Genomic DNA, 16,764 nt, shown 5'->3' with positions numbered 1-16,764 from the left:
TGGTTAAATCTAACGCCAAGCAATTCTTATTTTTCTTTGATATCAATAAATTAATTATGGTGATTTTTTAATTAATGTTGCAATTAACATAAGTCAGAATTGACTGAATTTTAAGGATAGATTGAATAAATAATGCAATAAGTTATTCATTATCTAGAGAACTGCAAATTTCGCGTTATTTTCAAATAATCTCTTGGGTGATAAGGGTAAAAAAATAGCCCGCCACTGGGCGAGCTATCTAACTGACTGAACCAAATGATTATTTGATTTTTGGTGCTGTTGAGTTACGAATAATGCTATCAGGTGAGGTTTGAATCTCTTTACCTAGGCTAGCATTTAAACGAGCGATATCATCTTCGTTTAATGTGCCGCGTGCAAATTCGATATTCAGTTGGTTAATCATATAATCGTAACGAGCGTTAGACAGGTTTTGCTTCGCTTGATATAGCGCAGTTGTTGCTGTTAACACATCAACGATAGTACGAGTACCCACTTGGTAGCCAGCTTCCATCGCATCTAATGAGCTCTGTGCAGACACAACAACTTGTTTATATGCGTTGATGCTACTGATTGACGACGTTACGTTGTTATAGGATGAGCGTACTAATTGGATTACGTTACGGTAAACGCTTTCTAACTGCTCACTTGCACTTTGGAAACCATATTGTGCTTGTTCAACTTGTGAGCTTACAGCACCACCAGAATAGAGTGGGAGGCTTAATGTTAAGCCGATGCTGTTTTGACCGTTATAATTGTTGCTTGCGCCACCGGTACGATCATAACCACTGCCATGATTGTAGGTGTTTGCAACGCTAGTCGATGCATCTAATCCTACAGTTGGCATATGACCTGTTTCTGCTAAACGGATGTTTTCACGCGAAACGTCTTGTGCTAAACGTGCACTAAGAAGGCTTAAGTTACGCAGCTCTGCATCTTTTAAGATGGCTTCAACATTGTCTGGGTTTGCTGTTTTAAAACGGTCGATATTTAAAGACGCTAATTGGCTATAGTAAACACCGCTAACTTGGCGAAGTTTTTCGACTGCGTTGACTAAGTCGTTGCGACCCGCAACTTCTTGTGCAATAACGCTATCATAGTTTGCTCGGGCGTTTTGCACGTCAGTGATTGCCACTAAACCAACATTAAAACGTTGAGTTGTTTGGTCTAATTGACGGTAAACAGCTTCTTTATTAGCTTGGATGTAAGATAACGCATCAATCGCTTTTAATACGTTAAAATATGCAGTTGCTGTATCTAAAATGAGCTGTTGTTGGCTTGTTTGGTAGGTAACATCAGAAATTCCAGCTGTTTTCTCTTGAATATCCAACTGACGCCATTTTGACATATCAAATACAACTTGGGTCAATTTCAATGATGCATTAAGACCAGTACTCTCAGTGTTGCTTGCATCACGGTAACCGCTGCCATAAGTTGCTCCAGCGCCTAAGCCAAGTTGCGGTAACAGTGGGCTACGTGCTTGATTGATTTTTTCAAAAGCTTGATTACGTTCAGCAAATGATTTTCTGAGCTCAGGGTTACTTTCTTTGGATTTTTGGTAAACCTGAAGTAAATCTTCTGCATAACTATTAGCACTGAGACCCACAAAACTCATCGCAATAAAAAGGGGAAGCAGTTTCTTCATTTGGATTCCTTGATTAAACAGCAAATTATGTTGAGCCTGTTATCTAAAACTTATCATGTTATTGAACAATGATAGGCAGTTGGAACTCTGAAAAGAGAGACCGTTCTCAAAACAGACCCTATTGTTGCTCATAAATTTGAATAATGGCGCACATTGTAACAGAGGTGAGGCACCGATAACGGTAGCCTTTTGTGCCATTTAGTCCTAATTAGTTTAAACATTACCTCATCTAAGGTTAAAAAACCTTAAAAACTGATTTAATCCTGTCATCTTTCTTAGTATAAAAATGAAGGGATTAGGAGAATATCAATGAATAATAAAATCGAAAATCCGATTAAATACAGTAAAAATGATATTGAAATTATATCTAAGCGTAAATTATTTAACGGTTTTTTTCAAATGATTGAGTATCGATTCAAACATCGATTATTTGAAGGCGGATGGAGTAAAGAGATTGTTCGTGAAGTATTTGAAAGAGGGCATGCAGGCGCAATACTTCCTTATGATCCTCAAACGGATAATGTCGTATTAATTGAACAAATACGCTTTCCTGCATTTGAATCAAGTGAAACACCTTGGTTACTAGAGATAGTCGCGGGAATGATAGAAGAAAATGAATCCCCTGAAGACGTTGTGCGCCGCGAATCAACAGAAGAAGCGGGACTGACCATTGGACGCATCGAAAAATCAGTAAGTTATTTATCGAGCCCAGGAGGAACCAGCGAACGTATTCATGTTTTCGTTGGTGAAGTCGATAGTTCTCAAGCAAAAGGGATTCATGGTCTCGCGTCAGAAAATGAAGATATCCGCGTGCATGTGGTGAGCAGAGAGCAAGCTTATCAATGGGTTGAAGAGGGTAAAATTGACAATGCGGCGACAGTGATTGCCATTCAATGGCTACAACTTCATCACCAAAAACTGCATGAAAAATGGGTGAAACCGATTTAAATAACCACTAATCTAATGAAGTGTGTGCTGATTAGCAGATATTAAGTGAATAGTTAGGTTAAAATCAGAGACCTATGCACTTCTCGATTTAGGTGATAATACTTGGCGCTATTTTTAAGGATAAAGGAATACTTTGGACAGCCAGCTTAAAGTGACTGCTAATAACCCTAACGTTATTAGAATCTTACAAGTTACTGATACGCATCTTTTTGCTGATACGGAAAACACCCTTTTAGGGATCAATACTTACCGAAGCTATCAGGCGGTACTTGATGCGATTGCAGAACAAAACTTACCTGTCGATTTAATTGTCGCGACAGGCGACCTCGTTCAAGACCAATCCCCTAAAGCCTATCAACATTTTGCGGCTGGGATTGAGCGTATTCCTGCGCCTTGCGTGTGGCTTCCGGGCAATCACGATTACCCACCTGCAATGGTCGGAACCTTGAAAATAGCGGGAATCTCAAGTGCTAAGCAGGTTTTTATTGGTGATGACTGGCAAATTTTAATGTTAGATAGCCAATTACAAGATGTGGCGCACGGTGAGCTTTCTGAGCAGCAATTAGAGTGGATGCAGCAGTGCTTAGATGAGCAACCAACTCGCACGACACTGATTATGCTACACCATCATCCATTACCGTCAGGGTGCACGTGGCTAGATCAGCACAGTTTGCGAAATTCGCATATTTTGGCGGACTACCTCAAGAACTACCCTAATGTGAAGGCGATGTTGTGCGGACATATTCATCAGGAAATGGATGAAAACTGGCATGGTATCCGCTTGTTAGCGACACCATCAACTTGTGTACAATTTAAACCGCACTGCACCAATTTTGCTTTAGATACTGTAGCTCCAGGCTGGCGTTATCTTGAGTTGACGGTTAATGAAAATGGGGAAAAAGTGATTGAAACCCAAGTTCATCGTCTAAATACTCAGGCGTTTAGTCCCGATTTTGATTCTGATGGTTACTAATGGCTACTTTACTGTATATTCATGGTTTTAATAGTTCGCCACTGTCTGAGAAAGCAAATAATTTTAAGCAGTGGTTGGCGGAGCATTATCCACAGATCAATATGGTAGTCCCTCAACTGCCTAATTACCCACAGGAAGCTGCCAACTTACTCGATGGTATTCTTGCAGAACACCAGCATGAAAAAGTCGGTTTAGTGGGCTCTTCATTAGGTGGTTACTTTTCGATTTATTTTTCTGAGCGCTACCAAATTCCTGCGGTATTAGTTAACCCAGCAGTGCGCCCGTTTGATTTGCTTAATGATTATCTTGGGGAAAATACCAATCCGTATACCCACGAAACATATTTGCTCGAACCTAAGCACATGGACGAATTGAAGGCTTTGCATCTTGAAAAGATACAGTCACCAAGCTTACTTTGGTTATTGCAGCAAATGGGGGATGAGGTACTTGATTATCGCCAAGCCGTTGCCTATCTTTCAGAGTGTAAGCAAACGGTGGAACCGGATGGGGATCATGCATTTGTAGGATTTGAACGCTATTTCCCGCAGATCATTCGCTTTTTGTCTCTGGTTGATAACGCAGAGAAATAGTGCGAAAACGCCAATACACTGTTATTATCAACAGTAACTCACTGATTGAACATACCCAATCTCCTTGAATTATTTAGGATATAGTTCAATTAATCACCTATTACCGCAGAATGACAACATGACTCAATCTAGTTATAACGCAGAGGACATTGAAGTTCTCAGTGGTTTGGAGCCTGTTCGCCGTCGTCCTGGCATGTATACCGACACCAGCCGACCGAACCATTTGGCTCAAGAAGTAATTGATAACAGTGTCGATGAAGCTTTAGCAGGGCACGCAGGACACATCCAAGTGATTTTATACCCAGATCAATCCCTCGAAGTGATTGATGATGGGCGAGGTATGCCTGTTGATATCCACCCGGAAATGAAGGTATCTGCCGTTGAGTTAATTTTAGGGCAGCTTCATGCGGGGGGGAAATTCTCCAACAAAAACTATCAGTTTTCAGGTGGCTTGCACGGTGTAGGTATCTCCGTGGTCAATGCGTTATCAAAACGTATTGAAGTGACTGTGCGCCGTGATGGTCAGGTTTATCAGATTGCGTTTGAAAATGGCGACAAAGTTGAAGATTTACAAGTCATTGGCACTTGTGGCAAACGTAATACCGGAACCAGTGTTCATTTTTGGCCAGATGAAAGCTATTTTGATAGCCCACGTTTTTCTGTTTCTCGTTTAACCCATAATTTAAAAGCAAAAGCTGTTTTATGCCCTGGCGTACAAATTACGTTTAAGGATCTGCTCAATGATACTGAGCAAAGCTGGTGCTATAGCGACGGGTTGACTGACTATTTAATGGAGTCAGTGGATGGTTTTGAAGCTTTGCCTGCAAAACCATTTACAGGTGAATTTTCTGCTGAAGTTGAAGCGGCACAATGGGCACTATTATGGTTACCAGAGGGCGGCGAACTCCTAACAGAAAGCTATGTTAACTTGATTCCAACAGCGCAAGGCGGTACCCACGTTAATGGTTTACGCCAAGGCTTATTAGATGCAATGCGTGAGTTCTGTGAATTCCGTAATATTCTGCCGCGTGGCGTGAAATTATCTGCGGATGATATTTGGGATCGTTGCGCCTATGTTTTATCTGTAAAAATGCAAGATCCACAATTTGCGGGGCAGACCAAAGAACGTCTTTCTTCCCGCCAATGTGCCGCGTTTGTTTCCGGTGTGGTGAAAGATGCTTTTAGTTTATGGCTCAACCAAAATGTCCAAGTTGCAGAACAACTGGCGGAAATGGCCATCTCAAGTGCTCAACGTCGCCTTCGCGCATCAAAAAAAGTGGTGCGTAAGAAACTCACGAGTGGTCCGGCTTTACCGGGTAAATTAGCAGATTGCAGCTCTCAAGATTTGTCGATGACCGAATTGTTCTTGGTGGAAGGGGACTCGGCGGGTGGATCAGCAAAACAAGCCCGTGATCGTGAATATCAAGCGATCATGCCTCTACGTGGTAAGATCCTCAATACTTGGGAAGTTTCTTCGGATGAAGTCTTAGCTTCCCAAGAGGTACACGATATTTCCGTGGCAATTGGTATGGATCCGGATAGCGAAGATATCTCGCAGCTGCGTTACGGAAAAGTGTGTATCCTTGCGGATGCGGACTCCGATGGACTGCACATTGCTACATTGTTGTGCGCCTTGTTTGTGCGCCATTTCCCTAAATTGGTCAAAGAGGGGCATGTTTATATGGCAATGCCACCACTATATCGTATTGATTTAGGTAAAGAGACTTACTACGCACTCGATGAAAGCGAAAAAAATGCGGTCCTAGATAGATTAAGCCGTAAAAAAGGTAAACCAAACGTCCAGCGCTTTAAAGGACTGGGTGAAATGAACCCGCCGCAATTGCGTGAAACGACGTTAGATCCAAATACTCGCCGCCTCGTTCAGTTAACTATCGATGATGATAATTACACAGAAACCATGTCGAAGATGGACATGCTTCTGGCTAAAAAACGCTCGGAAGATCGTCGTAACTGGCTGCAAGAAAAAGGCGATACGGCAGAAATTGAGGTCTGATCATAATCGGATGAATAAGAGTAAGGAACGTATTGAATGAGTGAAATTACTCATGACGGTGTGGAGCGTTTACCGCTTCATGCCTTTACTGAAAACGCCTATCTGAACTACTCGATGTACGTCATCATGGATAGAGCGTTGCCATTTATCGGCGATGGACTTAAACCAGTTCAGCGCCGAATTGTCTATGCCATGTCCGAGTTAGGGCTGAGCAATACGGCAAAATATAAAAAATCTGCAAGAACCGTTGGTGACGTATTAGGTAAATATCATCCACATGGTGATAGCGCCTGTTATGAAGCGATGGTGTTAATGGCGCAGCCATTCTCCTACCGTTATCCTTTGGTTGACGGCCAAGGAAACTGGGGGGCTCCGGATGACCCGAAATCCTTCGCAGCGATGCGTTATACCGAATCTCGTCTATCAAAATATGCAGAAGTTCTGTTAAGCGAATTAGGTCACGGTACTGTTGATTGGGTACCTAACTTTGACGGCACATTAAATGAGCCGAAAATGTTGCCTGCCCGTTTGCCAAATATTTTATTAAATGGTACCACGGGGATCGCCGTCGGTATGGCGACGGATATTCCACCACATAATGCCCGCGAAGTGGCAAGTGCACTGGTGGCACTACTCGAAAAACCGAAATTAAACCTTGATGAGATCATGCAATTTATTCCGGGTCCTGACTTCCCGACAGAAGCTGAAATTATCTCGTCACCAGAAGATATTCGTAAAGTTTATCAAAATGGTCGTGGCTCAGTACGTATGCGCGCCGTGTGGGAAAAAGAAGAGGGTAATGCGGTGATCACCGCACTGCCTCATCAAGTTTCTGGGGCGAAAATTTTGGAGCAGATCGCCAACCAAATGCGTGCGAAAAAGCTGCCAATGGTGGAAGATCTACGTGATGAATCGGATCACGAAAACCCAACTCGTTTAGTGATCGTGCCACGCAGTAACCGTGTGGATCTTGAGCAAGTGATGACTCACTTGTTTGCAACGACGGATCTCGAAAGAAGTTACCGTGTTAACTTAAACATGATTGGTTTAGATAACCGTCCGGCAGTGAAAGGGCTGGTGGAGATCCTCAACGAGTGGATCACCTATCGCCGCCAAACGGTACGTAATCGCTTAAACCACCGTTTAGAAAAAGTATTAAGACGCCTGCATATTTTGGATGGCTTACTCATTGCGTATTTGAATATCGATGAAGTGATTGAAATTATTCGTAATGAAGATGAGCCAAAAGCGGTTCTCATGTCGCGTTTTAATATTAGCGATACGCAAGCCGAAGCAATTTTAGAATTAAAACTGCGCCACTTAGCGAAACTCGAAGAGATGAAAATTCGCGGTGAACAGGATGAATTAGCCAAGGAGCGCGATGAGTTACAAGCTATTTTAGGCTCTGAAGCACGTTTGAATACCTTGATTAAAAAGGAAATTCAAGCGGATGCTAAAGCGTATGGTGATGATCGCCGTTCGCCATTACAGGAGCGTGAAGAAGCAAAAGCACTGAGTGAGCATGAGATTTTACCTTCGGAACCGATTACCGTTGTCTTGTCTGATATGGGCTGGGTGCGTAGTGCGAAAGGGCATGATATTGAACCAAGCAACCTTAGCTACAAAGCGGGTGATAGCTTCAAAGGTGCTGCACGAGGTAAGTCTAATCAAGCGGCAGTGTTCCTTGATAGCACCGGGCGTAGTTACTCAATAGATCCGTTGGAATTGCCTTCTGCACGTAGCCAAGGTGAGCCACTTACGGGTAAATTGACATTACCGCCGGGTGCGACGATTGAGCATGTGCTGATGGCGCCGGAAGAGCAGAAATACTTAATGGCATCTGATGCGGGTTATGGTTTTATTTGCACCTTTAATGATTTGGTGACGAAGAATAAAACTGGTAAGGCGTTGATGTCACTACCTGAAAATGCAAAAGTAATGGCGCCAATTGAGCTAAATAACGAAAAAGAAGATTTGTTATTAGCCATCACGAAAGCGGGTCGTATGTTATTATTCCCGGTGTCTGACCTCCCACAATTATCCAAAGGGAAAGGGAATAAGATTATTAATATCACTGGCGCACAAGCGGCAAGTGGTGAAGATCTGCTAGTTTGGTTAATGGTAATACCGCCACAAGCCTCTATCACGCTCTATTTTGGTAAGCGTAAACTGAAATTTAAATCAGAAGACTTACAAAAATACCGTGCGGAGCGTGGACGTAAAGGAACCTCTTTACCTCGCGGTTTACATAACATTGAACGTATTGATGTCGATTCTGTGAATGCAGAATAAAAATAAAAGATAATTCAAGGGCTTGTTTAAAGCCCTTTTCATAAGTTAAGGAATATTATGCTAGCGCTAATTAGAGCTATCATTGTGATCATATTTACGATTTGTGTGTGTGTAGGCGGAAGTATTTACTGCTTATTTAGCCCACGGAATCCAAAACATGTGATGACGTTTGGTCGTATGTTTGGGCGTTTATCCCCAGTGTTTGGCATCAAAATGATTGACCGGGTTCCTGCGAAAGCGAAGGATTATGGCCCAAGTATTTATATTGGTAATCACCAAAATAACTATGACATGGTGACCATGTCGAACGGTGTTCAACCAAGAACGGTCACGGTGGGGAAAAAAAGCCTTGTTATGATCCCGTTTTTTGGTTTTTTGTATTGGATCACCGGTAATATATTGATTGACCGTGGGAATCGTTCTAAAGCGCATAATACCATTTCACAGGTTGCTGAACAGATTAAATCTCGTCAGATTTCAGTGTGGATGTTCCCTGAAGGAACACGCAGCCGTGGTCGTGGTTTACTGCCATTTAAAACAGGTGCATTCCATGCAGCGATTGCGGCGGGTGTACCCATTGTTCCTGTCTGCGTTTCTACGACACAAAATAGAATCAGCTTGAATCGTTGGAATAATGGTCATGTGATTATTGAAATGTTAGATCCAATTGATACATCTAAATATTCTAAAGATCAGGTTCGTGAGCTGTCAGAATATTGCCATGACTTGATGGAAGCTAAAATTAAAGAATTAGATAAAGAAGTCGATGAGCTGAATAAACGCTAATCAAGTGTATTGAAGGTGGGGTGTTATTGAGAGCATCCCACCATTTTATCCCCGTTGTTATTTAACCCACCTGCAATTATCACCACTTGAATTTATTATATTTTAATTAGTGATACATATATTTTTAGAATTCTATGTCCTTTCGCGATATGATGGCTCGCAAATTTATCACAAGATAAATTATTGAATTCCAAATTGTGGTATCACCAGCACATACTTAAAAATACTCAGATAAGCCACTAATTTTTAATGGTTTATTAAAATAATTTGCTGGTTTTTATTTAGCGGAGAATCTATGTTATTCAGTCGTTGCCGATCATTGCTGATTAGCGGGTTGGCTGTGTGCTTATTACAGGTATCAACTCATGCGAGTGCAGAAGGAACGACCGCACTCCCTGTTCCACCCTTGTTAGAATCCCGTTCGGGACAGCCTCTCTTTTTAACATTACAAAAAATCCATTGGTCTTTTGATGGTAAATATTCGGCAGAAGTTTTAGGGATTAATGGCTCTTATCCAGGACCTACGATCCGCGTTAAAAAAGGGGATGATCTCAAACTTATTTATAGCAACAGGCTACCTGATGCGGTTTCGATGACTATTAGCGGATTACAAATACCGGGTACGCAAATTGGTGGTGCAGCAAGGCAAATTTCGCCAAATGCGGATTGGTCGCCAGTGATCCCTATTCGCCAAAATGCTGCAACGCTTTGGTATCATGCGAATACTCAAGGGAAAATGGGGCAGCAAGTCTACAATGGTCTACTGGGAATGTGGATTATTGATGATGATTCTACCAAAGAGCTACGTTTACCTAAGCATTACGGTGTCGATGATTTCCCTATTATTATTCAAGATAAGCGCTTAGATAATTTTGGAGCCCCTGAATATCACGTTGATGAAAATGGATTCCTTGGGGATACACTCGTGGTTAATGGGGTACAAGACCCTTATATTGAGGTTTCTCGTGGTTGGATACGTTTACGCTTATTGAATGCATCTAACTCTAGACGTTATGTCATGAAAATTAGTGATGGGCGTCCTTTTATCATGATTGGCTCTGATCAAGGATTATTAACGGTTCCCGCGAGTGTTCAAGAGTTGCCGCTTGCGCCGGGAGAACGTCGTGAAGTCTTGATTGATATGGCTAAAACTCAAGAGTTAACGATAACGGCAGGGGAGTCCGCATCGTTAATGGATCGCGTAAAAGGGTTATTTGAGCCTTCTAATAACTTAATCTCGACCAATGTGTTAACCATCAAAGCAACAGGATTAATGTCGCTGGTGACGGATGATGTTCCAAAACAATTAGTTTTGGATACAACGCAAATTACGTCGTCAATCACCAATCGTGAGATTCAATTGAATGATCCTGTGGGGATCAACGGTGCAAAATTAGATACCACTCGTGTGGATATCACCTCTCGCCAAGGTAGCTGGGAGCGTTGGAATGTGAGCAGCCAACAGCCACAGGCATTCCACATTGAAGGTGTTCGATTCAAAGTTATTAATTGTAACGGTCAGCCCGCTCAACCCGATAATTTTGGTTGGAAAGACACAGTTTGGATTGATGGGCGTTGTGAGCTACTTGTTCAAATGATGCAACCATCATATAACCACTTCCCATTCTTGTTTTATAGCCAAAATTTAGAGAAAGCGGATTTAGGCTCCGCAGGGCAATTGGTCATTACACCAGAAGATAGTGCTAACTAATAAAAGATAATGCCCCATTATTTGGGGCTTTATCATTTTCAGCATTAACTTAACGCAACACGCACGCCAAAGGCGACAAGTACCACTCCGAGTACTTTATCCACATATTTTTGGACTTTAGCTAACCCTTTTCTGACCGGGGTGCTTTGAATCAATAAAACTAAAATCGGCCAATAAATCACTGCAAGACCCCAAATAATAAAGGCGAACCACAGCTTTTCTGAGAATGTAGAATCGACACTGAGCACTTGCGTAAAAATGGCTAAGAAGAATAAAGTGGCTTTAGGATTCAATACATTACATAAGAAGCCTTGCATAAAAGCCTTTTTAAACGTCACATGCTCATGTTGATTGGTAGTCAAATCAATGCGTTGGACTTTTTGTGGCATGAGGCTTTTTAGTCCAATCCAGATTAAATAGGCAGCACCAGCATACTTGAGAATATTAAATAGCCATGGCGTGGTGGTAATCAACACGGCAAGACCTGCCACGCAATAGGACATGTGAAGTGCAATGGCGACGATAATACCGAAGGCGGTCATCATAGCGGCAGAACGTTGGTAGCGTGCTGCGTTTTTGATAATTAAAAAGAAATCTGGACCGGGTGAAACCATGCCAAGGGCGGCAATCGTCGCGACCATGATACTGGTCTGATACATAATGTAATCTCTTTATTTTAGGTTGAACTAAACTGAGTAATAAGGGACTAAAAGCGTTGTAAACATCGTTTAGTGCATTGACTTGATTCGTTCGAGTATAAGGGATTGCGTCGTATTTAAGGAAGATTAAATTTAGTCGACGTAGTATGTCTGTTTCCGTATAGTGTGCACAATTTTTATATTTCGTTTCTAAGGTGGTTAGATGAATATTAGCTTAATCGCAGCAATGGCGTTCGATCAGGTTATCGGCATGGAAAATGCGATGCCTTGGAATTTACCTGGTGATTTGGCGTGGTTTAAACGTCAAACATTGAATAAACCTGTGATTATGGGACGCGTGACTTATGAAGCGTTAGGCCGCCCTTTACCACAGCGTGTTAATATTGTTTTAAGTAGTCAAGCAGGGACTGAAACCGGTGTTATCTGGGTTAAATCCATTGAAGAAGCATTAGAAGCTGCGAAAGCAGTTGAAGGTGCCGATGAAATTATGGTGATTGGTGGTGGCAAGGTTTACCAGCAGTTTCTACCACTCGCCAATAAACTGTATTTGACCCATGTAGATGCGGAAGTGATTGGAGATACACATTTCCCTGCCTATGAACCCGATGAATGGGATTCTATTTTCACTGAGTATCACGAAGCAGACGAAGCGAATAGCCACGGTTTCTGCATTGAAGTTCTGACTCGTCGCGTCTAATCGTTGTTGGTCTAGTCAATAAAAATGGCACTGTTAGGTGCCATTTTACTATCTATCATTTTGGTATCTGAGAAAACACTTACTCTTTACGACGTTTTTGGTGAGATTTTTGTCTATGGAATGTTTTAGTTTCCCAGTGAAGCAGCGTTAAATCTCCTCCCCAGCAACAACCCGTATCCATTGCATACACATGCTCTGGTGTAAATTTACCTTCCAGTGATGCCCAATGACCAAAGAAAATTGAGTAATCTTCAGGGAATTGACTTGGTAGAGAAAACCACGGTTTTAAAGGCGCAGGGGCTTTAGCTGGGCTTTCTTTGCAGTCCATATCCAGCTGACCATTAGGAAAACAATAGCGCAGACGGGTAAGGGCATTCGTACTGTAGCGTAAACGTGCGAGCCCCATTAAGCTCTCAGACCAATTGTTTGGCATATCACCATACATCGAGTCAATAAAAAGTGGGTAGGCATCGCTAGATAAAACGGCTTCCACTTCTCGAGCACACATTTTGGCTGTTTCGAGATCCCACTGAGGGGTTATCCCTGCGTGGGTCATGACCATTTTTTGGTCTTCGTCGACTTGCAACAGTGGCTGGCGGCGTAACCAATTGATTAATTCATCAATATCAGGCGCATTCAGTAGCTCATCAAGATGGTCTTTGGGTTTATTACGGCTAATTTTGCAATAAATACCAATTAAGTGTAGGTCATGATTGCCAAGTACTAATCGTGCAGATGACCCTAAGCTTTTCACGTAGCGCAATACTTGCAGTGAATCGGGACCGCGGGCGACAAGATCACCTGTTAGCCATAATGTATCTTGCTGTGGATCGAAACTCACGCTATCAAGAAGTTCCCGCAGCTCACGATAACAACCGTGTATATCACCTACAATATATGTGGACATAATCAATTAATCAGTGTTGGGATGGCGAGACGAAATGCAGGAATATCAACATGGAAGTGATTTCCTTGGTCGCTCAGCATGACGTAATAGCCTTCCATCGTACCCATTGGTGTTTCTAATATTGCACCGCTGGTATAGCGATATTCCTTGCCCGGTAAAATCACGGGTTGTTCGCCAACCACGCCTTCACCTTGCACTTCAGTTTTACGGCCATCACTATTGGTAATGAGCCAATACCGGCTCATTAACTGTATCGGGACTCGCCCTACATTACGGATACAAATGGTATACGCAAAGACGAAACGGGCGATCTCAGGTTGGGATTGGCTTTCTATGTAGACACTTTGAACTTGGATGCTCACATTAGGATCATTCAGCATTGTGCCTCCTCAGATTCTCTATTCCGATAAATTACACAGATAGTTTGCCATCTTACAATAGTGCTCAACAGAGATATTTTCAGCGCGTGTACCTGGGTCGATACCCAACTCGGTTAACTGCTCAACACTGAATAAATCCCCAAGACTATTGCGGACAGTTTTACGACGTTGGTTAAATGCTTGAGTCGTAATACGGCTTAATACTTTAATATCCTTCACAGGGTATGGATTTTCCTTGTGAGGGATCAATCTTACTACTGCTGAATCCACTTTTGGTGGCGGGGCAAAAGCGGTTGGTGGAACTTCGAGCACAGGAACAACATTGCAGTAATATTGTGCCATAACACTTAAACGACCATAAGCTTTGCTCCCCGGACCTGCGACTAACCGGTTAACCACTTCCTTCTGTAACATGAAGTTCATGTCGGAAATTTGGTTGGTGAATGTAAACAGATGGAACATCAACGGGGTTGAGATGTTATAAGGCAAATTACCAAAGACACGTATTGGCTGTCCAGCTTGTTTTGCCAGTTCACCGAAGTCTACAGTCATCGCATCTTGTTGGATGATGGTCAGTTTATCTTTTAATTGAGGATGGACGTGCAGGCGAGCGGCGAGATCGCGGTCAAGCTCAACTACCGTCATTTTATCCATGCGGCTACCAACAGGCTCAGTTAATGCACCAAGACCGGGACCAATTTCTACAATGGCTTGTCCTGGTTGCGGGTGCATAGCATCCACAATACTGTCGATAATAAATTGGTCAGTTAAAAAGTTCTGCCCGAAACGTTTGCGGGCAAGGTGCCCCTGATGGACTCGATTATTCATGAATTCTTTTGTGTCATTTGGATAGCTAATTTCAATGCGGTGATAAAACTGCCCGCATCGGCTTGACCCGTACCTGCTAATTCAAGCGCTGTGCCGTGATCGACGGAAGTACGGATAAATGGCAGACCAAGGGTAATATTTACCGCTCTGCCGAAACCTTGGTATTTTAACACAGGTAGTCCCTGATCGTGATACATCGCCAATACAGCGTCTGCATCCTCTAAATACTTCGGTTGGAATAAGGTGTCTGCGGGTAACGGACCCATTAAGGTCATACCTTGTTTACGCAGTGTTTCTAGGGCTGGAATGAGGGTATCAATCTCTTCCGTTCCCATATGTCCGCCTTCTCCTGCATGCGGGTTAAGTCCACAAACATAAATATGCGGGTTTTCAATGCCAAACTTAGTTTGCAGATCATGATGCAAAATGGTGATGACTTCATGCAAGCTTTGCTGAGTTATCGCATCGGACACATCTTTTAACGGGAGGTGCGTGGTGGCTAAGGCAACACGTAGCTCTTGAGTTGCGAGCATCATCACAACGCGGTCACAGTGGCTTCTATCAGCAAAAAACTCAGTATGACCGCTGAATGGAATGCCTGCATCATTAATAATGCCTTTGTGAACCGGTCCCGTCACAATGGCAGAAAATTCGCCATTCAAACAACCATCACAGGCACGGGCTAAGGTTTCAGTGACGTATTCGCCATTACGAACATTCAGCTTTCCAGGCTCAGCAGGCACGTTCAACGAAACAGGAACAATGGAAAGGTGACTTGCCATGGACGATTGCGGCTGATCTGCATGATATTCGTGCAGAGTTAATGGCAAGTTGAGCATCTTAGCACGTTGAAGAAGTAAATCCGGATCGGCACAAGCGACTAATTCAACTGGCCATGCTTGTTGAGCCAGCTGAATCAGGAGATCCGGACCTACCCCGGCTGGTTCGCCGGGGGTGATGATAATGGGCTTATTTTGCTTGTTCATCATTAGATTGGCTTTGGCGACCATCGACGATATTCACATAAGCTGCTGCGCGCTGTTCTTGCATCCAAGTCTGCGCTTCTTCGTTAAACTTACGGTTGAACAGTAAACGGTACGCTTGATCTTTCTTCGCCGCATCAGTTTTATCGACACTACGAGTATCTTCTAATTGAATTAAGTGCCAGCCGAAACTTGAAGGAACAGGTTGGCTGATTTCGCCTTTTTTCAGTTTCATTAACGCATCACGGAATGCTGGGTCGTAAACATCTGGCATGTTCCAGCCTAACTCACCGCCTTTTAATGCGCTACCTGGGTCTTCAGAGTTCTCTTTAGCGGCTTCTTCAAATGAAATTCTACCGTTACGGATCTCTTGAGCCAGCTGAGTCAGTTTTTGTCTTGCTGTGGCATCATCCATAATTGGTGATGATTTCAGTAAGATATGACGCGCTTTAACTTCAGTGACGGAAATTGGCTGGTGAGTATCACCACTAACTTCATTTACACGTAAAATATGGAAGCCAACACCAGAGCGGATTGGACCGACGATGTCGCCTTTCTTCGCATTTTTTAGTTCATCAGAAAATACGACAGGCAGTTCTTGCAGACGTGACCAACCCATGTTTCCACCTTTCAGTGCTTGAGGGTCAGCAGAGTAAGCAATCGCTAATTTACCGAAATCAGAGCCTTTTTTCAGGTCGCTTAAGATTTTATCGACTAAAGATTCAGCTTTCGCCAGCTGTTCTGGCGTTGGGTTTTCTGGCAGTGGGATCAGGATATGGCTTAAATTCACGCCTTTTTGCGCGTTCATTTGAGAATCCATTTGGTCCGCTAATGCATCGACTTCTTGAGGTAAAATAGTAATACGGCGGCGAACTTCATTGTTACGCACTTCCGCTAATAGCATTTCTTTACGGATTTCGCTACGGTATTTGGCAATGTTAATGCCATCTGCCGTCAGGCGTTTTTCCATCTGAGGTAAGGTTAAATTGTTTTGGCGAGCAATATCCGCGATAGTGGCATTAACTGCTTCTTCAGGGATATTAATCTGCATTTGGTTGGCCATCTGCAACATGATGTTATCCATAACCAAACGGTCAATGATTTGCTGGCGCAAGGTTTGATCATCAGGAACTTGTTGATTTGCGTTACGCGCATTCAGTTTCACTGTGTTGATCATATTCTGGACGTCGCTTTCCAGTACAACTCCGTTGTTGACAACCGCAGCCACTTTATCCATTTGCTGTGGCGCAGCTAAACTAGCAGAGCTTGCGAACATCAGTCCTAGAATAAGCGTTCTCCAATTCTTCATAATGGTCCTATAAAATTGACTTTTAATCCGCATATGCGGGCTAAT

15 protein-coding genes are annotated in these 16,764 nt (G+C 42.9%); 8 read left to right on the top strand and 7 right to left on the bottom strand.

Annotated elements, in window-relative coordinates; all coding sequences use genetic code 11:
• Positions 1-259: 259 nt before the first annotated feature.
• Positions 260-1,642 (bottom strand): outer membrane channel protein TolC, encoded by a 1,383-nt coding sequence (tolC, locus tag PR795_RS10285; protein WP_006659196.1) that lies wholly within the window; start codon positions 1,640-1,642, stop codon positions 260-262.
• Between the two features lie 309 nt (positions 1,643-1,951).
• Here tolC and nudF point away from each other — a divergent pair, with 309 nt between their 5' ends.
• The 7 genes from nudF (at position 1,952) to ftsP (ending at position 10,956) form a co-directional block, all read left to right on the top strand.
• Positions 1,952-2,590 (top strand): ADP-ribose diphosphatase, encoded by a 639-nt coding sequence (gene nudF / locus PR795_RS10280; protein WP_006662955.1) that lies wholly within the window; start codon positions 1,952-1,954, stop codon positions 2,588-2,590.
• A gap of 133 nt (positions 2,591-2,723) precedes the next feature.
• On the top strand, positions 2,724-3,563 hold the full coding sequence (cpdA, locus tag PR795_RS10275; protein WP_006659198.1) for a 3',5'-cyclic-AMP phosphodiesterase: 840 nt from the start codon (positions 2,724-2,726) through the stop codon (positions 3,561-3,563).
• Positions 3,563-4,153: an esterase YqiA gene (gene yqiA, locus PR795_RS10270; protein WP_181480207.1), complete on the top strand. Its 591-nt coding sequence runs from the start codon at positions 3,563-3,565 to the stop codon at positions 4,151-4,153. The genes cpdA and yqiA overlap by 1 nt, the downstream gene beginning before the upstream one ends.
• A 118-nt stretch (positions 4,154-4,271) precedes the next feature.
• Positions 4,272-6,167, top strand: a complete 1,896-nt coding sequence (gene parE / locus PR795_RS10265) for a DNA topoisomerase IV subunit B (RefSeq protein WP_006659200.1) — start codon at positions 4,272-4,274, stop codon at positions 6,165-6,167.
• Between the two features lie 36 nt (positions 6,168-6,203).
• Entirely contained in the window at positions 6,204-8,459 is a 2,256-nt protein-coding gene (gene parC, locus PR795_RS10260; RefSeq protein WP_006662956.1) for a DNA topoisomerase IV subunit A, read from the top strand.
• Between the two features lie 57 nt (positions 8,460-8,516).
• Positions 8,517-9,245 carry a 1-acylglycerol-3-phosphate O-acyltransferase gene (locus PR795_RS10255; RefSeq protein ID WP_006662957.1) on the top strand — a complete coding sequence of 243 codons (729 nt, stop codon included), beginning with the start codon at positions 8,517-8,519 and terminating at the stop codon, positions 9,243-9,245.
• A 295-nt stretch (positions 9,246-9,540) separates the two neighbouring features.
• Positions 9,541-10,956: a cell division protein FtsP gene (gene ftsP / locus PR795_RS10250; RefSeq protein WP_006662958.1), complete on the top strand. Its 1,416-nt coding sequence runs from the start codon at positions 9,541-9,543 to the stop codon at positions 10,954-10,956.
• 44 nt (positions 10,957-11,000) lie between these two features.
• On the opposite strand, the gene PR795_RS10245 is transcribed toward ftsP, so the two are convergent.
• Positions 11,001-11,615 (bottom strand): LysE family translocator, encoded by a 615-nt coding sequence (locus PR795_RS10245; RefSeq protein ID WP_006659204.1) that lies wholly within the window; start codon positions 11,613-11,615, stop codon positions 11,001-11,003.
• A 202-nt stretch (positions 11,616-11,817) separates the two neighbouring features.
• Between PR795_RS10245 and folA the strand changes: the two genes are divergently transcribed.
• Positions 11,818-12,312: a type 3 dihydrofolate reductase gene (folA, locus tag PR795_RS10240; protein WP_006659205.1), complete on the top strand. Its 495-nt coding sequence runs from the start codon at positions 11,818-11,820 to the stop codon at positions 12,310-12,312.
• 79 nt (positions 12,313-12,391) lie between these two features.
• Here folA and apaH read toward each other — a convergent pair whose 3' ends face one another.
• The 5 genes from apaH to surA are packed head-to-tail and all read right to left on the bottom strand — an operon-like array spanning position 12,392 to position 16,719.
• On the bottom strand, positions 12,392-13,219 hold the full coding sequence (gene apaH, locus PR795_RS10235; RefSeq protein ID WP_006659206.1) for a bis(5'-nucleosyl)-tetraphosphatase (symmetrical) ApaH: 828 nt from the start codon (positions 13,217-13,219) through the stop codon (positions 12,392-12,394).
• A gap of 2 nt (positions 13,220-13,221) precedes the next feature.
• Positions 13,222-13,599: a Co2+/Mg2+ efflux protein ApaG gene (gene apaG / locus PR795_RS10230; RefSeq protein WP_006659207.1), complete on the bottom strand. Its 378-nt coding sequence runs from the start codon at positions 13,597-13,599 to the stop codon at positions 13,222-13,224.
• A gap of 18 nt (positions 13,600-13,617) precedes the next feature.
• Positions 13,618-14,427, bottom strand: coding sequence for a 16S rRNA (adenine(1518)-N(6)/adenine(1519)-N(6))-dimethyltransferase RsmA (rsmA, locus tag PR795_RS10225; protein ID WP_006662959.1), 810 nt, complete (start codon positions 14,425-14,427; stop codon positions 13,618-13,620).
• Entirely contained in the window at positions 14,424-15,416 is a 993-nt protein-coding gene (gene pdxA, locus PR795_RS10220; protein ID WP_006662960.1) for a 4-hydroxythreonine-4-phosphate dehydrogenase PdxA, read from the bottom strand. Before pdxA ends, rsmA begins: the two co-directional genes overlap by 4 nt.
• The gene (gene surA / locus PR795_RS10215; protein ID WP_036962849.1) at positions 15,397-16,719 is read right to left on the bottom strand and encodes a peptidylprolyl isomerase SurA; all 1,323 of its coding nucleotides are present in this window, start codon (positions 16,717-16,719) and stop codon (positions 15,397-15,399) included. The genes pdxA and surA overlap by 20 nt, the downstream gene beginning before the upstream one ends.
• Between the last annotated feature and the right edge of the window lie 45 nt (positions 16,720-16,764).

The organism is Providencia sp. PROV209, from assembly GCF_028479485.1.
GTDB lineage: Bacteria > Pseudomonadota > Gammaproteobacteria > Enterobacterales > Enterobacteriaceae > Providencia > Providencia alcalifaciens.
Note: the sequence above shows the minus strand (reverse complement) of the source record. Positions and strands in the feature narration are given on the sequence as shown.